The organism is Pseudoalteromonas sp. PAB 2.2 (assembly GCF_001938575.1).
Classification (GTDB): domain Bacteria; phylum Pseudomonadota; class Gammaproteobacteria; order Enterobacterales; family Alteromonadaceae; genus Pseudoalteromonas; species Pseudoalteromonas lipolytica.
In genome coordinates, this window is sequence record NZ_LYPI01000009.1 from 298,651 (window position 1) to 319,293 (window position 20,643).

Consider the following 20,643-nt stretch of genomic DNA (forward strand, 5'->3'; position numbering starts at 1 on the left):
TTGGTTATTCAGGCCAGCTTTGCTCCCCGTCAACGGTAAGCATAGGATGGCTAAGCGTTGTGCAATAGCCTGTCGCAGAGGAAGCAAAATAAACATCACCCAACACCGTGTAGCCTTTGGATTTCACTTGCTGCCGTGCTTTATCTGAGGTTGTCATGCCCCACATACTGAAGTAGTCGCTCAAATCGAGCTCTGTTACTTCTGACAACGCTATTAATAGCCAATCATTGTTACCTATGCTCTGTGCCTCCGACAGACTGTAGTTCGAAAAACCAAGTGCATCTTTTTGCGCCAGCCAATTAGCCTCGCTGTTATCAGCTAGATTAAAAGCCCGTTCAATAATGTGTAAACGCGGATACAGATGCCAGCCGTTTTCAAGCGTATTGTATGCCTGTGCCGCCATCATAATTTGTAAGTAAATTGCATGGCTTTGTGACCACTCTGACATCGCTAACTCTTGCATATAAGCATAGGGATTAGCCGTTTGCTGACTGGCCTGTAAGTGATTAAATAAACCTTCAAATGGCAAGTTTTGACACGACGCCGAGAATCCCGTTTCATCTTCAAATTTAGACTTACTGTAGTAGGAGTAAAAATTGGTATTGGAGTGACCACCAAAGCCTTCGATACGGAATCGGTCTTTTTCAAGACCATGGCCTAACTCATGAATATCGCCATGCCCAGTCGGATTAAAATTCCACCCCGCGTCATACGGGTTACCCGAGCAGCCCCAGCCGCATGTGGGTTGGTCGGCATTCATGTGCTTAACAATATCAATGGTCTGTATTTCAAGATTGCGTGCACTAGCAAAGTCATGAATTTCGATAACTACATCAATACCTGGGCCTTTAAAACCCGCTAATACATGCGGGTAGTTATGAGTATAACGCTCCACGGCATGGGCAAAGTCAGAGGCAATTGGCCAGTAACCTTCGTTGATCGAAATACGCATTTTCTCAAGCTTTGAGTGTACTTCAAAACCGCCTGTTGCTACTTCGGCCCAATCGTAGTCGCCTTTTTCAAGTAGCTCAGCAAAACGTGTATCATCGCTGCTGCTTCGCCAATACGGATGCTCACCAACATTGTTAAATTCAAAGCTGACGTCTAAATCATTTTGATCGAACGCAATTTGAATTGGCCCACCATAGGGTGAGGTAAAGTACACGGTTTCATTGCTTGTCACTGGCACATGCACCGACTGCAATTTAGCAGGACGATTATACCCATTACTGCTCATATAGTGCGTTGCGCCATCACGTAAGGTATTTACAAACACCTTGGTGTTAACGGCTTGGTTGTCGGTGCGCTTTATCGAGAATGTTTGCCCGGGCAGCGCATACACACCTGTTGAGCGAAAATGCGCTTTACTTTGCATGTTTACTGTCACGCTTTTTGGCGTTACATGGCTAAAGTCACTGCGGCTAAAATTTCCCATATCACTTTGGGTTGGGTTCACTTTACGCACATTTAATACCGCATGATCAGCAAATAACGAACGGAAAAAAGCATTATTATCAGTACTAAGCTTATCCATCGGAAAACGCACATCTTGGCGATAATGATCGCCAAGCAGCGCTAATAATTGATAAAAGCGATAGCCTTGCTCTGCAAAAATATCGGTTTTTGCTTGGTCAAAGCCTCTAAATAATGAGTTCACTTTAGTGGCTGCATCGCTGAATTGTTGCTGGTATTGACTATCACTCGGACAACTACGGTTATCACAGGTGCTTAAATCTACAGTGAATTCACCTGTTTTAAAACGGTTCAATAGGGCTTTAATAGTAAGCACATCACTCGGTAGGCTGTTGCTGATTACACTTGGGTTCCATTCTGCGAGTTCTAATCGGTGCCAATAGTTATCACCAGCAACACTGACATGGAATAACTCAAACAAGGCGTTACCCAACGCTGTTTGACTACCATCGCGCTGAACATAAATCACGGCAATATCATTCGCTAGCGCCTGCTTTACTGCTGCAACCACATTATCAATATTTAATCCTTCGCGTTCATGCTGAGAGATAATTAATATATCGGTGTCATCAGTTAAACATCCCGCCAAGGCATCGTTATCACAGCTGGCTTTCTCGTTATAACGAACTCGGTCCTTGTAATGCGTATCGAACCATTCTCTAGTGAGAATGCGGTCTTGAAAATAATAGCTCTGATCAAGCTGTGCCATTACAAGGTTAAGAGGCTGCTCTTCAGTTGCTTCTCTGCCTGCAAGCCAGCTATGGCTGTTTTTCAAAAAGCTGAGCATTTGCTCATTAATCGTATTGCGATACGGGTTACTGCCGAATACGAGGTAGCGGCCGCGCTGTGCATCACTGCTACCCACCACGGCGAGGTTTCTTACTTTTGCTTCATAACCTTCTTGCCAACTATTATTGGTTAACAGTACGGGCTCATTAAATGGATAAGTGGCCCTTAACAGCGTTGCATCCCATGTTGGATACCAGCTTAGTGCATCCAAGGGTGACTGTGTGTCTAAACCAAATAAACGATTTTTAATCGTTTGAAAGCGCGCTTTGTGAGTGTCAATTTCATTCAGTGCCGCATCAAGTAATAAATCACTGTTTGGCACATCAAGGGCGTTTCCCGATGCAAGAGCTTGTGCCACATAACTTTGCACTATGTTTAACACAAATTCATAGTTCGCGTGTTCACGTGAGTCACTGGCTGTGATAGTGAACCGAAGTTCACCTACATCCTCATCGCTAGGCGTGCCCGATAAGGTATTTGTTTGCGCATTAAAGCTAAGCCATGCCGGTAAACCTGCCACCGTTAGGCTTACCTCATCATTGTCAGTGTCATTAAGGGTAAGCGTTAAACTAAATGCGTTTTCTGCACGCGCCTCTGCAGCGAGTGGGCTGATGCTAGGCAATGAATTAGCGCGAGGAGTCACAGTAAATATTTGCTCAGCAAGCTGCGATACTTCGCCATCTGAATAACGAAAACGAATGAGCTGCTCGCCACGGTCAGTAAATGCAGGCGTTCCCGAAAAGCGCTGAGTGTTATTATCAAAAATTAACCAATCAGGCTGTGCAACGTCACTCACTATAATCGTATCGTTTTGTGCGTCGCTAAATGTGAGCTGATAAGCGTAGGCTTGGCCTTCATTCGCATTAGCTGGCGTTGAAGTAAGCGTTGGCGATGTGTTTTCTTCCCGCGCTTTCTCCACCTTAATATCAATCAACAGCTGTGCTGATAACTGCCCATCCGATACACTAAACTCTATGTTTGAAAACACGCCTGCCTGCTCAGGTATACCGCTTATCGCCCCCGTTGCTTTATCAAAATTGACCCAATTAGGTAAGTTGCTCACCGAAACTGTGAGTGGATCATTATCTGGATCAGACACTTGTGGGTTAAAGTTTAGCGTATCGCCGACCTTTAACGTTTGTGACTGCCCACTGATTTGAGGTGCTTGATTTTGCGGTGTTTCAGTGACCGGAGGTGTAACGGGCGTTTCTTGTGGCTCTGAACCACCGCCACACGCCGTTACTAAAGCGAGTATTGCTGTGCTTAAAAGCGCATGCTGGTATGAAGAAAAAGGTTTGCTCATTAATCTTATATTCGATGTATACATTTTTTTAACATTATAAGCGGATGAGCCACACTATTAACTCGCACGAAAGACGTAAATTGACAACGCTATCAAAACATTTTCAAAAAATAGCCGGCTCAAATAAGTTCTGAATTTTCTGAGTGTGCGTCATGTATTAAAATAACCTTACTAGGGCTAGTATTAATGAAGGAATAAACGAGCAATTTGAATTTGGAAAACCATGAAATCTATTAGCGTGATATGTATCACTTTATTCTTTTTAATAACCAGCTATCCCACAAAAGCTGACATTGCTATAAACGCCACCCCTTTTGACTTTGCCACAACCCTAAGCTTTAACTCTGAAGTGTTGCATCAAGTTCGCTCTATAAATGTGTATTTGCCGCAAAGCTATGAAAAAAATACAGGCAAACATTATCCGGTCATTTACTTATTAGATGGTTCTAAAAATGAAGACTTTATTCATATAGCGGGCCTGGTGCAATTTGCGAATTTTTCATGGATCAACATGATCCCCGACACCATTGTTGTCGGGATAAGTAATATTGATAGAAAGCACGACTTCACCACAAAAAGTAACAACCACTTTGACCAGCAAGAACTTCCAAGCCATGGGGGGGCTGAACAATTTATCCATTTTTTACAACATGAATTAAAACCATTAATCGCCAAAGAGTACCGTACTAACGGCACAGAGACCCTCATAGGTCAATCTTTAGGGGGCTTGCTTGCAACTGAAATATTGTATAATCACAGTGCGTTATTCGATCATTACCTAATCATAAGCCCAAGCTTGTGGTGGGACGATGAGGCGTTATTAAAAAGCCAATTTAAACCAAATCATCCTCCTAAATCGGTGTACATTGCAGTTGGCAAAGAAGGCCATGTAATGGAGCGAGTTGCGAAAGAATTATACAAACAACTTGCTCATTCACTTAAAGACAAAAGCCAAGTGAAATTCCAGTTTTTCTCCGAACATGAGCACGGCGACACATTGCATTTAGCGGTTTATGATGCCTTCAAAGACATCGACTACACGCGTTGAGTCATCGCTATAACCAGCAATAATGCCTAACCATTTGAACTTATAATTTTAGCCACTTAAAACAAAGCGGCTAAAAGCGTTACCGTGCAAATATGGCTCTCGGTTGTTCGTGTAAGCGCAAGCACGTGCCGAGTTCAGTATGTTTTTGGCAGGCTTTGGCATCTCATGTTTTTATAAAACAATTTATAAAGGAATTTATAAAGGAATTTATAACTCATTAAAATTTAAACGTTTAAACAGCGTTTCGTAAGCTTATTCCCCCACTTCACTTTTTCAATTACTTTGCTGCCATTACTTTTCTGCAATAAAAGTAATGATAGTTAATTACCCGCTATCAGCCCCTTTTTAAATAAGCTCCGTGGAAAGCTGGCTTTAAAACAAACGTTCAAATGCGAATTATTCTTGATCTTATTTGTGTTTTGTATACTATAACCGCCATCTTATATGGACTAACAAAAAAAATTGGGATCAACAATGAAATCAATAAGACTTAGCTTATTAACTCTGGCAATTACCGCACAATTTTCAGCAATAGCAGATGATGCAAAGCCTAAGCAAGACATGGAACGTTTAGTTATTACCGCCACTGGTTTTGAGCAAAAAGTAACTGAAGCACCTGCAAGTATTTCAATTATCACAAATGAAGATATTAAATCTCACGCCTTTACTTCGGTGCTCGATGCAGTGCAGTATTTAGAAGGCATCGACATTGGTACAACCCGCGACAAAACAGGCCAAGGCAGTGTGAGTATGCGTGGTTTAACAGGTGAATACACCCTGCTATTGATCGATGGTAAACGTCAAAACAACCACGGTGATATATACCCTAATAACTTTGGTGGTAACGCCTTTAATCACGTGCCGCCGGTTGACGCTATTGAACGTGTTGAGGTTATTCGCGGCCCTGCATCGACACTTTATGGAGCAGACGCACTTGGTGGTGTTATTAATATCATCACTAAAAAGCACACTGATAACTGGAGCGGTGCAGTGTCATTTAGCCGTTCATTACAGCAAAACGACGACTTTGGTGATGACATAACCACCGACTTTAGCGTGATGGGTCCGCTTATCAAAGATGTTTTAAGCTTAGGTGTGCGCGGCAGTATTTATGAGCAACAAGCCTCCTCGCCAACATTTGAACCTGCGGTCGATCCTAATGGTGTAGTGCATACTCGCTCACTTGGCTTTGGTAGTGGTGGTCGTACTGTTGATAATACCAACGAACAATACGGCTTTACTTTAACTTACACACCTTTTGATTCTCATCATTTACGGTTTGATTATGACAACTCAAGCCAAGTGTATGACAACACGCCAAGCTACGATATTGAATCAGGCACTATTACTTACCCTTTAGGCACTAAAGATAATATTGAATCTATTTGGCAAGACAGCCGCGGTCAGGTTAATCCACGTGCAGGTTATGCCGCCGATCAAGAGTTTGACCGTGAGTGGTGGTCATTTAGTTATGATGGTGAGCTTGAATGGGCCACTATTAAAGCGTCGGTATCGTATGTTGATACGCAAAATAACGGCCGCACTTTGCCTCTAAGCGTTAGTGAGCGTATAGAGCTGCAAGCTATGTACGATGGCACTGGCGAATATGAAGGTATGGATGAGCAAGCACGTAAAGATTTAGCCGAAGACACCTTCTTACCCCGCCCAGCTCGCCCACTCGAAAGCAGTCAGTACACGTATGATTTACGCTTTGATATTCCAATCACTGGCGGTTTTGGCAGCCACAATTTAGCGATTGGTGGTCAGTTAATTGATGGTGAGTTAAAAGATGGTGTATTTGGTCTTGAAAGTGACCAAGCCGGTCAAGTTCAAGAACAAAACATGTACTCGGTATTTGCCGAAGATAACTGGATGGCAACCGATAACTTTACTTTCACTTTGGGTGCCCGTTACGACGACCATGATGTATTTGGCAGCCAAGTATCACCCCGTGTGTACGCTGTGTACAACTTATCCGACACTTGGACTTTAAAAGGCGGTGTTAGCACTGGCTATAAAACCCCACAAACAACCGACCTATACGACGGTATTACTGGTTTTGGTGGTCAAGGCACCAGCCCATTTGCTGGTAACCCAGACTTAGAACCAGAAACCAGTGTTAACTCAGAAATCGCGCTTTATTGGACATCACTTGAAGGTGATCACAACATCAATGTCACTTATTACAACACTAAGTTCGAAGATAAAATAGCCCGCGGCGATACCATTTTAAGCTGTGAGCAAACCAATGGTGTGCGCCCGTGTGTTAACTTAGGCCAATACGATCAACTGGGCTATGACAGCTATAGCCAAAAAATCAATATCGACGAAGTAGACCTACAAGGTGTTGAAATTGCAGGCCAATATACACTAACCAACACGGTGTCAATCAATGGTAACTACACATGGACTGACAGCGAACAAAAGAGCGGACCAGAACAAGGCAAACCATTAACTAACAGTGCTGAGCACATGGCCAACTTAACGCTAAACTGGGAAGCCACCGACTCAATCAACCTTTATTTACAAGGTGTGTATCGCTCAGATCGTTACCGTGGCTGGGATAACGTGCACGATAAAGCGCTGTATTACAAAAACTACAACCTACTTAATCTAGGTGCACAGTTCTATGTTAATGAGTACGTGCAAATTAACGCTCGCGTAAACAACCTACTCGACGAAGATTTCACCTCTTATAGTACGAGCTATACCGACTTAAATGGGGATGGAGAGTACGAGTACCTAACAGGTCGTGGCGTAGTGAGTGAAGTCACTTTCACTGATGACTACAACGTAAAAGATAAAAGCCGTAATTTCTGGATTGGCGTTACCGCTTACTTCTAATATTTTTCTCCCTGAATATAGGCAGCACTCACTGTTGTGCTGCCTACTTCGAGCAGGTCGTCCGACTGTCACTAAACTGCCAACAATGCCATTTATACTTCATTAACCTGCGTAAGCCTGTTAGTTAAATAATGGAAAATATTCTCACAGCCAGCGGTATATCTATTAGTTACCAAGATAAAGGTGACCTTGATGCACCTGTGATCATATTGATTATTGGCTTAGGCGCACAATTTACCGTGTGGCCAGAGGCCTTGTATAGTGGTTTAGTAGAAAAAGGGTTTAGAGTAATTCGCTTTGATAATCGCGATGCAGGGCTGTCATCATCGCTCGATGAATTAGGCAAACCAAGCCTTATTAAACATTGGCTGAGCCGCCGTTTACCGCTACGCACCCACCTCCCCTACTCATTAGATGACATGGCCCGTGATGTAAAAGAGTTGATGAATGCACTTTCTATCAAACAAGCGCATTTAGTGGGGGCATCAATGGGGGGCATGATTGCACAAATAGCTGCTGCAAAGTACAAAAAGCGCGTACTCAGTTTAACCACCATTATGTCGAGTAGTTCACCTTGGTCGTTTTCAGGCTCGAACATTAATTTGCTCATAAAACTAGCTAAAATACAGCCACGAAACCGAACTAAAGAAGCCGAAATAAAATACAACATACGCCTTAATCAATTAATTGGCAGCCCTGCTTACCCGCAAGATGAATGCGCTTTGTATGAAAACGCAAACCGTTATAGTAAGCGTGCCGCTCATAATCAACAGGGTTTCAAACGCCAACTAGCAGCCATTGCAGCAACCCCTTATCGCGAAAAACTATTGAAAAAAATTAAAGCCCCGACCTTGGTTATTCACGGCAGTGCCGACCCTGTCATCCCTCTTGAAGCTGGCATTAATACCGCACTTATAATCAAACGCAGTAAATTAAAAGTGGTGCCCGGCATGGGGCATGATTTTCCACCCGCTTTAATGAAAAAGATGACTAAATGGATAGCAAAGCATGCCCGTAGAGCATCAAAAAAGCCCCGTTAAATAACGCATACTCATTACGAATGAAAAACGTTATGAGCAGCGCTTTAATCAACCACTAAACTGATGCCAAGGACCTGTTATGGCGAGTGTTTTTGCTGGTGAGTAAACATTCACAAACAAGGTACTGCCATCGGGCGAAAAACAGGCTCCAGCAAGTTCTGTTTGCGCAACCAAACGCGCAAAATTATAAACCTGTCCTTCAGGAGTCACACCACGTAAGTGATTATCAACCACATCGGTGTATTGATCTTCACAAACAATTAAATGGCCATTTGGTGACACTGTTAAGTTATCGCCAAAGTTATAGAGTGTTTTGCTGGTACTCTCAACAAACAACGATATCTTGCCAGGTTGCTCAGCTTCTTTATTAGTGCCTTCAAATTCTGATGGCTGGTATTTCATTACCTGACCAAGTTGCTTTTTACCGCCATTAGTACAACAAAAATAAAGCTCTTTATCACCCCAGTGAATGCCTTCACCTCGCGCAAATAAAGCAGCGCCTTGCTTAAAGCCACGTAAGCGTAAGTCATCTTTCGGGCTTTCAGGGTTATCTAAGTCAATCCACTCAACATCCAACTCTTGATGCAGTGGCATGGTCTTACTATGCCAGTTACGGCTATCGAACTGTGGTTTCCCTTTAACGACCATTGCTTGTAATTGGCCGCCTTTGTGCAGCTTGCCATATTCGTTAGGAATGAAACGGTAAAAAACGCTGTCACCCTTATCTTCGGTTAAATACACAATACCAGTGCGAGGGTCGACAGCGGCCGCTTCATGATTAAAGCGTCCCATGGCTTTCAATGGCTCAGGTTTAATGAGGCCTTTACTATTGGCAGGCACCTCAAAAATATAACCATGATCTTGATTGAATCCATCGGCTTTGGTGTCGGTTGTTTCTTCACAAGTCAGCCACGAGCCCCAAGGCGTAATACCACCAGAACAGTTACGAATAGTGCCCACTAACGAAAGATACTCTTGCTCTTTTTGATGGGTTTTTAAATTATAAATAATGTGGCTAGTACCACCAGGAAGTGCGACACCTTCGCGGTTAGTATCGAAGGCGAATGGTGTTTTATGCTGTGCGATACTGGCTTCGGCTTTAGTTAAATCTGTTGGTTTTAATTCGTGGTTACGCACCAAAGCAACACGGTCATTGCCAAGGGCAAGACAGCCCATACCATCGGCTTTGTCGGGAACAGTGAAGCCATCTGACATTTTCTCACCTAAGCTCGAAATAATCTGATAACTAAAACCTGCGGGTAAATCTAATAGCGCATCAGGGTCAGGCAATAAAGGACCAAACCCTTTGATCGTTGTTTGCAAATCATTAAGCGACACTTTGCCAATGGCACTTTTTGATAACCCTAAAAAGGCTAACGTACCCGCCCCTACCAAAAATTCTCGACGTGAAACCATGCTAACTCCGAGCTGAAACCAGCTTTATCATACAAATAAAAAGAGCATTATAAAGCAAAGAAATCATAAAAAGTTACAGTATCACAATCTTCACGAAAATGTCATAAAGCACCTAATAACGACGCTTTAATCACTACGAGTTGTTGATTCGGCACAATAAAACTAAATAACGGTGATATTCCAAACGGCAAAACTAACCATTCACATAACCAGACTAGCCATTTTATGAATGCGCTTAAAAGTCATCATCACAGTATTGTGAAAAGTTAATGTTCTCTCTAGTGGAGTGTTTCAAACTCGGAATAAGCAATTATTTTCGAGATGCTTATATTTTTGCTAAGTCGCCACAACTCGTTACTTGATTACGACCTTGATGCTTTGAACGATACAACGCATCATCTGCACGTTTTAGTACTGTTTGCCAACTTGTTTCTTGTGGGTTCAACATTGCAACTCCGACACTTACTGTCAGATACACAGTTTCATCGTCTAAAATAAGCGGTGTTTTTGCAACTGATTTTCGAATACGCTGTGCCAATAACTCAACGTCTTGGCCGCTTATGTGGCTCACTAACACAGCAAACTCTTCGCCTCCTAAGCGAAAATATTGGTCATATTCCCTGAGTTGCTGTTTAGCAATTGTGGTTACATGTGCGATAGCTTTATCGCCAAGTATATGTCCAAACTGATCGTTCACTGATTTAAAGTGGTCAATATCAAACACTATAAAGGCTAACTGGGTGTCATTGCGTATACATCGCTTTAGCTCTTTATTAGCAAATACCTCAAGCGCTTTACGGTTATACCACCCTGTTAAATGATCCGTTAAAGAATACTCTCTTAACGCGAGTTCTTTACGCCAAGTCACCACAACAGAAAATGCTATCGTCAGTAAAAAGTAAAAAGCGATAACCGCTAAACTACCTATGTTTAAAAGTTGATGCTTTTCAATCCATGGCGTATTTTCAATACCTGTCAGTAACAAATAGCCTCTAAATAACTGTTGCGCCGAGAAAATAAACAACAAAATAATGAGCAAGTAATACGCTTTGCCCGCCTCTTCTTTTCGGTGCTTCCAAAGTGCTAGCATCGCCGAAATATCAAGTGCAGCAATCATCGGATACAAAACAACAATACGCAGTTCAATTGACTCATTCATTGCTGGCACAAAATGCATAACAAAAATGCCAACAAAAACGATCAGCACAACCCCCCACATCGAACGATTATATAAGCATTTAGATACGCCACTGAAAAGCGCTGCATGCCCAGCTAAATAGCAAGCATTCGCAAAAGCAGGATGGAAAAACGAAGGAAAATCGACATTAGTCGCGAGAATACCCGATAAATTGGAAGCGAAAAATAATGCACCACACACCAGCCAATCAATTAAATAACTTTCGTTACGACTCGCAATGTACAAAGCAGCCATTGTTAACATCATTATAAAGCTAACCAGTGCCGTACAAACGAGCAATGTGTGGAGATCCATTCTTATTATTATCCCTTAATTAGAATTAGGGGGTGGATAATAAACCAACAATTAAGGCAAGTTCAATAGCCAAACTTAGAATATAATCCTCGAATTGACTATTATTTGTTCTATAGCGTAAAGATATAAAATTAAATATATTTTTCCATAACTTAAAAATGACTCGCTATTTTTATCTATAGACAAAAACCCTCTCATAAAAACCGCCTCTATAAAAACAGCAACTTTACATTTAACACGTTGAAATAAATGAGTTTAGAAAATAACTCCATGCTGTATCGGCTAAACAATGCCTAACAAAACAGGGGGTTTCTGGACTTTATAAGTAACCTTATTTAACAGGTACATTCTCAACGTATTGATTAAACGTATGAGCAGTCTGCTGTATTCATAGAGTGATTAACATGATTATTAAAATGCAAAAGAGTCATTTATCACTCTTTTAATCTCTCCTATTATGCTCGCTCATCTAGTTTATTTTAGCTTTCAGAAGCATACACTAAATGTTGAATTTGGGAGCATTGAAGCTCAAGTGGCATGTAAAGCGTTTGCATATTCTTACGACTCAATGCGGCATGAAGTGGTAAAGTGGCTAGCCCCTTAATGGTGATGTTGGCAACATCAGGGGTTTTAATTAACCTAACAACCTCTCTGTCACCATATTGAGAGATAGAAGGTATAAAAGGCCGTAATTGCTTAATTAGTTTCTCTAATAAAATATCACTGACATCACCACCAATGATGATTGTTTGCGTATTCAAAAGTGATTCAAGCGTATGAATAGCAATGCGCAGAGGCTCGGCGGCTTGGTCTACCCACCTATCTAAATGTTTACTTACAGCTGATTGGGTAATAACTTCTTCTTGCGTTAAATCATTTAAATTAAGCATCGCTTTTAAGGATGTTATCGATGCAAAGTCGTTTAACCGTCCTAATTCGGCTGTGCTTTCATCTGTTTCTGGTGTTACAAAAATATCACCTAACGCGCCCGTTAGGCCATTTTGACCAAGCAAAATTTGCCTATCATACACCACCGCTGATTCAACTCTTGAGCCTAAGTGTACAAAAATAAAGTTGTGAAGTTGCTGTGCTTCTCCAAATAACATTTGAAAAGCAGCACACGCCGAAGCTGAGGTTTCAAGCGCCACGGGTAATTGCAACTTATTGGCTAAACGTTGCTGCCATTGCTTGTTAAATGTAAAACGATTAATCGCCGTATCATCACTGACTTCGAGTGATAACCCAACGCCTAAAATTAATGACTTATCAATATTATCGATTTGCACTAGCGTGTCGACTAAATACGCCGCTTTATCTAACAGCGCATCAGGTTCAACCAAGGTATGCAGTCGGTTTATTTGCTCACCATTTAAGTAGAAAAGTCCCACTTCTAGTTCGTTATTCAACACTCTTATCGCAATGCTATAGGCTGCTTTCTTATTTAACACGAGCATTTTAGACGGTTTTCCTGCACCTTCTGCTTTTTTAATCCCGACTTCTTCTACTAGTTTTGCCGCTAGCAGCTCTTCAACCATATTGGTGATTGTTTGCTTTGTAAGCTGAGTATTTCGCGCAATTTCCACACGCGAAACAGGGCCTTGAGTAACAATTTGCGAGAGTACAAGACGCAAATTTATCGCTTTATTTTGCTTTGCGTTAGATCCTTTCACTGTAAGCCCACCTTTTTTACATCTTTCTTCGTTTACAACGTCTTACGCAGTTTAAGCTATCGTAACAGGAAACCGAACAAAAATTAATTAGTAAAAACATTTGACATATTTATACTCATGCATAAATATGATTATAAATAAAACAACTTAGAAACGTTACTTTTACTTTAATTTCACATTACAAAACAAGCTTACCTATAAATTACAATTAGTTACAGTAGGCTATGATAATTAAGTCAAAGTACGTGCATTAAACAGGATTGTTTAACATGTCATCGACTAAAAAAAACAGCAAGCAAAGCATACTCAAATCAGCAAACCGCTACTTTTTACACGTATTATGCTCGTTATGCTTTTACAGCTTTGCTTTATCGGCACAAGATAGCCAAACAATAGACTGGTCAAAAGCAGCGAATGCCAGCGACATAGCGCTCTCTTCAGAACAAATAAAGACTATAAAAAATAAACACCTTACCGCAGCACTCGCTTGGCATGGCGCAAGCCCGTGGATCAATGCCGTTAGCCGCGGAGCAGAAGATGAGTTTAAAAAGCTTGGTATCAAAGTGATTGCACAAACCGATGCGCAATACGACCCTGCAAAACAAGTGGCTGATTTAGAGAATATTTCAACTCTAGAACCCGACCTCGTTTTATCTCTGAGCATTGATGGCATAAGCACTAAATTAAGCTATCAAAAAATACTTGCCGTCGGCGCCAGACTGGTTTTATTAAGTAACCCGATTCCAGGATTTAAACATAACCAAGACTATGTCGGTATTGTGACTGATGACATGTTTGGTATGGGAGAAGCAGCCGCAGAATTAGTCGCGCAAGCATCAAATAATGCGGGCAAAGTAGGGCTTATTTTCCATGACGCTAACTATTTTATTACCAATAATCGCGATCAGGCTTTTCGAAAGGCCTTAGCGCGCTACAGCAATATTAAAGTGATCAGCGAAAAAGGCTTCGTAAAAGAACATGAAACAAGCAATATCGCTGCAGCAATGCTCTTACAACACCCTGAAATAGATACTCTTTATGTATCATGGGATGCTGCAGCAGAAGGCGTTATTGAAACGCTACGCTCGATTGGCCGTAAAGATATAAAAGTTATTACCCATGATTTAGGGGTAAATAACCTGCTTGATATGGCGATGAATGGCAATGTATACGGCACCATTTCAGACAGACCCTACGACATTGGTAAAACCATGGCTCGCATTGCAGCTGGGGCTGAAATAGGTATTCAAGCACCTGAATTTACACTGGTCCCTTTCGACTCAGTGACCCACGAAAATATTGCCCCTATTTGGCAAAAAGCATTTAAAGCACCGCTGCCTAAATTACTTGATTTAGCATTAAAACAATAAGGAACGACATGAGCATAAATCAACTAACACTAAACCAAATAAAGGGTCTCGCGTTGAAGCGAGAGTTCTTTATTTACTATATTTTTCTGACCGTGATGCTGCTATTTACCATTACGCTCCATGACAGTGGCTTCTTTAGCCTCACCAATTTCATGAATATCGTAAGACAAACAGCGCCCGTCACTATTATGGCTATTGGACTTACGTTTGCATTAGCCGTTGGGCATATTGACTTGTCAATTGGTGCCGTTGTTGCACTTTCGGCGTTAGTCGGCGCGATTTTGCTACAGCATGTAGGCATTCCTCTTGCTGTTGTTGGCGCCTTGAGCGTGGGACTCATTGTGGGCCTTATTAACGGCTTACTAATCGAGCGCTTGCAAGTGTCTTCATTGCTTATCACCTTAGGTACAATGGGCGTAATTACAGGCGTTGCACGACAAATTACTAATTTAGAATCTGTGCCAATTATCGACCAAACTTTCACTGCTTTATTTGGAGCGGGCGAGCTTTTTGGTGTGCCTTCCTTACTTATTTGGACTGTTGTGGTAGCAGCAATTGCCTACATTGTTCTAACAAAGCTTTCTTTTGGCCGTCATTTACTCGCCGTGGGAGGCAGTCCAAAAGCAGCCCTCGCCATGGGCATTAAAGTGACACGCATTAGACTTTATGCATTGGTTATTTCTTCTTTAGCAGCGGCGCTTGCAGGCTTGTTGTATGCCGGTCGTTTACATGGTGCACGCTACACACTCGGCGAAGCAGACTTATTAACTGTGATTGCGGCTGTTGCCATTGGTGGAACCAGTCTTTTTGGTGGTCGCGCTTGCATTATTGGCGCAATTTTAGGCTCGTGGTTAATGGGTATGATCAATAACGGGTTAATCCTTTCTGGTTTTTCCACCAATGAACAAATGATTGCGCGCGGTGTAATTTTAGTGATTGCCGTTGCTATTGGCGTCAAGGAGTTAAAAAATGGTTAGAACAGCACTCGACCAAGTGGCCTTAGAAGTCCGAAATATACAAAAAAGTTTTGGCGGTGTTCACGCACTTCAAGGGGTTAACTTTACCATTAACAAAGGCGAAGTTGTTGGCTTACTCGGCGACAATGGCGCTGGGAAATCAACCTTAGTTCGCTGTGTTTCAGGCATTCATAGCCCAGACGAAGGCGAAATAATCGTGAATGGTCAAGTGGTCAATATTGACTCCCCTTTAGATGCACGCAATGTTGGGATCGAAACAGTTTTTCAAGACCTCGCCATGGTGCCAGAGTTCAACATTACAGAAAATTTATTTCTGAACCGTGAAATAAAACACAAAAACCCTATTCTTCGTCGACTAGGCTGGCTTGATAAAAAAGCCATGGAGAAAAAAGCCAAAAAAGCATTAAACCGACTTAACAGCCGTATTCCTAGTTTTGAAGAACAGATTTACCGTTTATCGGGCGGACAGCGCCAAGCTGTGGCCATTGCCCGCGCTGTAAACTGGGGAGCTGATATCGTTATTATGGACGAACCAACAGCCGCTTTAGGTGTTGAGCAAAGCGCCCAAGTCAATGAGCTAATCAACCTTATCAGCTCTCAAGGCGTTGCCGTATTATTGATCAGCCATAATATGCAGCATGTCGTAGAAACATGCGACAGAGCGGTTGTACTTTACCAAGGTAGATCGGTTGCCGATGTTGCTGTATCCGAGGTAAGCAAAGAAGACTTAGTTAGCCTCATCACAGGCGCTAAAACAGCAGCATAAGGAAGTATAATCATGAGCATAGAAAAAAAAGTAGCCCAATTAATCGACACCTTGCCCTTAGCCGAAAAAGTGGGTCAACTGTTCTTACTCGCTTTTGCAGGTAATGATTACGAATACGCAAAAGCATTAGTCAAATACTACCATGTGGGTGGTTTTTATATCACAGATGACAACGCTGCCAATCCTAAAGAGGCAACGAATTTGGCGACTATGCTACAACAGGAAGCCGCTTTAAGAGCATGTGATGTCCCTTTATTACTCGCAGTAGATCAAGAAGGCGCTTGGGGAATACTCACACACCATACCGATTTAGGTCCCGGTAATCTGGCGCTGGGCCAAGCAAATGATCGCGCACTTACCGCAGACATGTACCAAGTTTATGGTGAGCAAATGCAGCAAATTGGTTACAACACCCTGCTTTCGCCTTGTGCTGATGTCAACGCAAACCCTAATAACCCGATTATTGGCTTACGTGCTTTTGGTGAAGAAACGGTTGGAGTTGCCCATCATGTCAGCGCTGCAGTCGAGGGAGCAAATAAGTCGGGAAACCTGTGTTGTGCAAAACATTTTCCTGGTCATGGTGATACACAGAGTGATTCACATCAAACCCTCCCCATTGTAGATAAATCTTTTACCGCACTCATGCAACAAGATTTAGTTCCGTTTAAAGCCGCTATTGAGCAAGGCGCAGGGCTTATTATGACAAGCCACATTTGCTATCCGCAAATAGACCCTAAAAACCCCGCAACTCTATCGAAGATCATATTGCAGGACATTTTACAAAAACAATTGGGTTTTAAAGGGCTAATTATTACCGACAGCATGAATATGTGGTCAATGAGGCATAATTATGAGCCTGCCGAAGCCGCTATTAAAGCGCTTGAAGCAGGTGCTCATATTGTCATGTTAAGTGAGGAGCATTACGAAAACAGCACAACCCCCTACAAAGAAATTCAAGCGGCGACTATTCTAGGGGTTATCGACGCTGTAAAAAATAACGTTCTGGATGAAAAAGTCATTAATGACCGGCTTCAACAGGTACTCGTGTTCAAATATAGGCACTTTGCAGATTCGCCGACACCAACGAACAGTCTGCTTAATAAAGCCTCTGACATTGCAAAACTTGCAGCAGAGAAAGCCATAAAAGTATTAAGAAATGAACAAGGACTTTGGCCACTCAACACTCGCCCATTTACCTTAGCATTTGCTGCAAACCCGCAAGGTTACGAAAAAATAACTAACGACAGAGGCATAGGCCCCAATGATCCTTTATCGGCTCAACATGTCATTGTAAGTACGCTGCAACAACGCAGTACGCCCCACACACTGCTTAGCTATCAGCAACTGTTAGCGGCTCTGAACAGCGACGACTTCGAACTCAACACCCCCCTTGTGCTAGTAACCGAAGATTACCCTTTGCCCGGCGAGTCATTTGATGTTTCTGAGCAACAAAAAATACTCAAAAAGGCAATCGATAAATGGCCCGATCAGCTTATCGTTATTGCCATGCGCTCTGACTACGAACTCGAAAACCACCCGCAGTTAAAAACGTATATTTGCGCCTACTCAAGCAGAGCGATTAGTGCAGAAGTTATAGCAAAGCTGTTATAGAGCGTTCATAAAACAACCAAATTAAACTTGACAATTAGTCAAAATGATTTAATAAATAATTAGTAAATCAATTTTATTAATTATAACGATAACAAAAAAGGATAACCTAATGAAAACAACCGCTGCTTTAAAAACCCATTATTTAACGCTATGCATAATGACAGCGCTATCAAGCGTATCGCTGTCAACTTATGCTCAGCAAAGTGAATCACAGGCACAAGAAAACAAGGAAATGGAGACCATTGAAGTGCGTGGTATTCGTCGCAGCCTGACCGAAGCATTAAACACTAAGCGCTTTGCAGATTCTGTTGTTGATTCTATTTCAGCTGAAGATATTGGCAAATTCCCAGACAAAAATATCGGTGATGCCATGCAACGTATTCCTGGTGTGACTGTCGTACGTACATTTGGCGAAGTAGCGGGTGTAACCGTACGTGGCACAGCACCAGAACAAAGCATGGTATTACTGAATGGCCAAAATGTTGCCAGTGTCGGTTGGTTTGATTTAGGTGGAATGAATCGAAGTTTTAATTTTGAAATGCTGGCAGCAGAACAAATTTCTGGAATGGATTTATACAAATCAGCCGAGGCCGATATCAACGAAGGCGCAATGGGAGGCACAGTTAACCTCAGAACAAGAAAACCACTTAACTTAGAAAGTGGCACCGTTTACGCTTCTGTTGAAAACAGCTATCACGCCAATGCTAAAACATGGTCACCCGCTTACTCAGGCCTTGTAAGTTGGAAAAACGACGATGAAAACTTTGGTGTTTTAGTTGCCTACTCTAATGAAGAGTCAAAAGTATACCGCGAAACGCTATCAAACTTTGGTCCCGCTGGTAACACCACATTTGTCGATACAAATGGTGTAGAGCGCCAATCATATGGTGCAATGTCATCCATTTTATTTGATGAAGACAGAGAGCGAAGCAGCTCACAAATCACGCTACAATACGCACCTAGCGACGCCTTAAGCATGGATTTAAACTACAACTTATTTGAACTTGAAAATAGCCATGTAAACTCAGCACAATTTGCGATTGTCGGCTTTGGGCAAATGCAAGGTGACTCTGTTGTTGTCAATGATCAAGGTATTGTCACAGCTGCAACATCACTTGCGTCGGGTCCTGGGCTTGCTCCCCTTTTCAATAATACCGTATTACGAACACCCAAAATGCAAACCGATGCACTGAATTTTTCGGTTAATTACAATGCAGACACATGGTCAGCAGACTTTGTAGTTGGTCGCTCTAATGCCGAAGGCCGTACTTTACAGTCAAGTACGTGGTGGGGTGATATTACCGACACTGCAAACTCAAGCTTTAGTTTTGACGTTGCAGGACCTTTGGAGTTAATTCCAACAAACCCTGATTATATGAGCGATCACAGTAACTTTGCGCTATTTCAAGAGTTCACATTTATTAACTACAAACGCGATAATACAATTGATTACGCCCAAGCTGATTTTACTTTCCAGCTCGAGTCAGGCTTGTTTACATCGATACAAGCAGGCTTGAAAGTGCAAGAGCAAGTTTTTTCATCACAAGGTGATTTCCAAGATTTAGATGTCGCGGCAGCTCAAGCAGATAACTTAACCCTCGCCGATTTCAATGGTGGCTTTGTATCAGGCTTACACAGTGCTGAAGGTCGTGCAGGCAGTTTGTCAGCATTCCCTGTTGCAAGCACCGCAATATGGGATTACGCACACAAAAATAAGCCTTCTGAAATCACCGTAAAAGATGCTTTTTCGATTGAAGAAGATATCACTGCTGCCTACGTGAAAAGTAATTTTTCGGGTGAAGGCTTTAGAGGTAACATCGGCTTACGCTATGTCGACACTGATATTCTCTCAACCGGCAGCATTAATGGCGAGCCAGATAAAATCAACAAAAGTTACAGTAACTACTTACCAAGCTTTAACTTAGCTGTTGATTTATCTGAAGAGATGATTTTTCGTTTCGCCGCAGGTTCTGCAATTTCACGCCCTGATTATGACGATATGAAAGTGGCAGATATCATCTCAGAAAGCTTTCAAACAGCCAATGTCGGCAGCCCCGAGCTTGACCCCTATAAGTCAGACCAATATGACATGGGTATAGAGTGGTATTTCAGCCCATCATCTATTATCGGTGCTACATTCTTTATTAAGAACATTAGCGACTACATTGAGCAAACCACCGTTAAAGAAAACTACCCTGGTTGCGGTCCTGAATGTCTTGTAACACGTTCAAGAAACGTCGGTACAGCCGATGTACGAGGCCTTGAATTACAATACCAACAAGACTTTGATAATGGCTTTGGTATTCAAGCAAACTACACCTATACAGACAGCAGCCGCACAAATTCAGCGGGCGAAGAAGTTCCTATTGAAGAAGTATCACAAAACTCATTTAACCTATCTGGTTACTATGAAAATGAAATTTTCAGTGCACGACTAGCCTATAACTACCGCGATGACTGGGTTCGCCAGTATAACGGAAGTAGTTTAGACAGCATGAACGACCCGTATGATCAATTAGATGCATCGATTGTTTGGCATGCGACTGATTATCTAGATATCACCCTTGAGGCAGCTAACTTATTGAACGAAGCCCTCGTCTTACGCCAACCAAAAGCAGGCAACATTGTGCACAGCGTAGATGAATTTGGCACCCGTTACTTTGTTGGTGCAAGTATACGATTCTAGACACCTAATTATGCATATTTTTGCATAATTGTAAGCAGCCATCGGCTGCTTGCACAACAGGTAAGGCTTACGTTTTTCCTTATCTAGCTCTTTTAGCTAACACAGAGCTCCATGCTCTACCATAAGGCAAGTTGCCCAGCTTGCCTTACTTTCACACC

At 42.2% G+C, this 20,643-nt stretch carries 12 protein-coding genes; 8 read left to right on the forward strand and 4 right to left on the reverse strand.

Going from position 1 to position 20,643, the window contains the following annotated elements:
• Positions 1-4: 4 nt before the first annotated feature.
• Positions 5-3,565, reverse strand: a complete 3,561-nt coding sequence (locus BWD47_RS08045) for an ImpA family metalloprotease (protein ID WP_075593771.1) — start codon at positions 3,563-3,565, stop codon at positions 5-7.
• A gap of 223 nt (positions 3,566-3,788) precedes the next feature.
• Here BWD47_RS08045 and BWD47_RS08050 point away from each other — a divergent pair, with 223 nt between their 5' ends.
• The 3 genes from BWD47_RS08050 (at position 3,789) to BWD47_RS08060 (ending at position 8,497) form a co-directional block, all read left to right on the forward strand.
• Entirely contained in the window at positions 3,789-4,613 is an 825-nt protein-coding gene (locus tag BWD47_RS08050; protein ID WP_075593772.1) for an alpha/beta hydrolase, read from the forward strand.
• A gap of 474 nt (positions 4,614-5,087) precedes the next feature.
• Complete coding sequence (locus tag BWD47_RS08055) at positions 5,088-7,457, forward strand: TonB-dependent receptor domain-containing protein (RefSeq protein WP_075593773.1); 2,370 nt, start codon at positions 5,088-5,090, stop codon at positions 7,455-7,457.
• 131 nt (positions 7,458-7,588) lie between these two features.
• Positions 7,589-8,497, forward strand: coding sequence for an alpha/beta fold hydrolase (locus BWD47_RS08060; RefSeq protein ID WP_075593774.1), 909 nt, complete (start codon positions 7,589-7,591; stop codon positions 8,495-8,497).
• 48 nt (positions 8,498-8,545) lie between these two features.
• On the opposite strand, the gene BWD47_RS08065 is transcribed toward BWD47_RS08060, so the two are convergent.
• From BWD47_RS08065 to BWD47_RS08075, 3 genes are all read right to left on the reverse strand, one after another.
• Positions 8,546-9,913 (reverse strand): alkaline phosphatase PhoX, encoded by a 1,368-nt coding sequence (locus tag BWD47_RS08065; protein ID WP_065978608.1) that lies wholly within the window; start codon positions 9,911-9,913, stop codon positions 8,546-8,548.
• 325 nt (positions 9,914-10,238) lie between these two features.
• The gene (locus tag BWD47_RS08070) at positions 10,239-11,405 is read right to left on the reverse strand and encodes a GGDEF domain-containing protein (RefSeq protein ID WP_075593775.1); all 1,167 of its coding nucleotides are present in this window, start codon (positions 11,403-11,405) and stop codon (positions 10,239-10,241) included.
• Between the two features lie 479 nt (positions 11,406-11,884).
• A complete protein-coding gene (locus BWD47_RS08075) occupies positions 11,885-13,075 on the reverse strand; it encodes an ROK family transcriptional regulator (RefSeq protein ID WP_074989007.1) in 1,191 nt (396 codons plus the stop codon).
• Positions 13,076-13,344: 269 nt separating this feature from the next.
• Here BWD47_RS08075 and BWD47_RS08080 point away from each other — a divergent pair, with 269 nt between their 5' ends.
• The 5 genes from BWD47_RS08080 (at position 13,345) to BWD47_RS08100 (ending at position 20,485) form a co-directional block, all read left to right on the forward strand.
• A complete protein-coding gene (locus BWD47_RS08080; protein ID WP_074989008.1) occupies positions 13,345-14,445 on the forward strand; it encodes a substrate-binding domain-containing protein in 1,101 nt (366 codons plus the stop codon).
• Between the two features lie 8 nt (positions 14,446-14,453).
• Positions 14,454-15,422 (forward strand): ABC transporter permease, encoded by a 969-nt coding sequence (locus BWD47_RS08085; RefSeq protein WP_074989009.1) that lies wholly within the window; start codon positions 14,454-14,456, stop codon positions 15,420-15,422.
• Positions 15,415-16,188, forward strand: coding sequence for an ATP-binding cassette domain-containing protein (locus BWD47_RS08090; protein WP_074989010.1), 774 nt, complete (start codon positions 15,415-15,417; stop codon positions 16,186-16,188). The genes BWD47_RS08085 and BWD47_RS08090 overlap by 8 nt, the downstream gene beginning before the upstream one ends.
• A gap of 12 nt (positions 16,189-16,200) precedes the next feature.
• Positions 16,201-17,799, forward strand: a complete 1,599-nt coding sequence (locus tag BWD47_RS08095) for a glycoside hydrolase family 3 protein (protein ID WP_074989011.1) — start codon at positions 16,201-16,203, stop codon at positions 17,797-17,799.
• A gap of 109 nt (positions 17,800-17,908) precedes the next feature.
• Entirely contained in the window at positions 17,909-20,485 is a 2,577-nt protein-coding gene (locus BWD47_RS08100) for a TonB-dependent receptor (protein WP_074989012.1), read from the forward strand.
• Positions 20,486-20,643 lie beyond the last annotated feature (158 nt).

What these genes read in the sequence shown, in the direction of transcription:
- BWD47_RS08095 (WP_074989011.1), top strand. Translation starts at nt 16,201, where the DNA reads ATGAGCATAGAAAAAAAAGTAGCCCAATTAATCGACACCTTGCCCTTA.
- BWD47_RS08100 (WP_074989012.1), top strand. Translation starts at nt 17,909, where the DNA reads ATGAAAACAACCGCTGCTTTAAAAACCCATTATTTAACGCTATGCATA.
- BWD47_RS08050 (WP_075593772.1), top strand. Translation starts at nt 3,789, where the DNA reads ATGAAATCTATTAGCGTGATATGTATCACTTTATTCTTTTTAATAACC.
- BWD47_RS08055 (WP_075593773.1), top strand. Translation starts at nt 5,088, where the DNA reads ATGAAATCAATAAGACTTAGCTTATTAACTCTGGCAATTACCGCACAA.
- BWD47_RS08080 (WP_074989008.1), top strand. Translation starts at nt 13,345, where the DNA reads ATGTCATCGACTAAAAAAAACAGCAAGCAAAGCATACTCAAATCAGCA.
- BWD47_RS08085 (WP_074989009.1), top strand. Translation starts at nt 14,454, where the DNA reads ATGAGCATAAATCAACTAACACTAAACCAAATAAAGGGTCTCGCGTTG.
- BWD47_RS08065 (WP_065978608.1), bottom strand. Translation starts at nt 9,913, where the DNA reads ATGGTTTCACGTCGAGAATTTTTGGTAGGGGCGGGTACGTTAGCCTTT.
- BWD47_RS08070 (WP_075593775.1), bottom strand. Translation starts at nt 11,405, where the DNA reads ATGGATCTCCACACATTGCTCGTTTGTACGGCACTGGTTAGCTTTATA.
- BWD47_RS08060 (WP_075593774.1), top strand. Translation starts at nt 7,589, where the DNA reads ATGGAAAATATTCTCACAGCCAGCGGTATATCTATTAGTTACCAAGAT.
- BWD47_RS08045 (WP_075593771.1), bottom strand. Translation starts at nt 3,565, where the DNA reads ATGAGCAAACCTTTTTCTTCATACCAGCATGCGCTTTTAAGCACAGCA.
- BWD47_RS08090 (WP_074989010.1), top strand. Translation starts at nt 15,415, where the DNA reads ATGGTTAGAACAGCACTCGACCAAGTGGCCTTAGAAGTCCGAAATATA.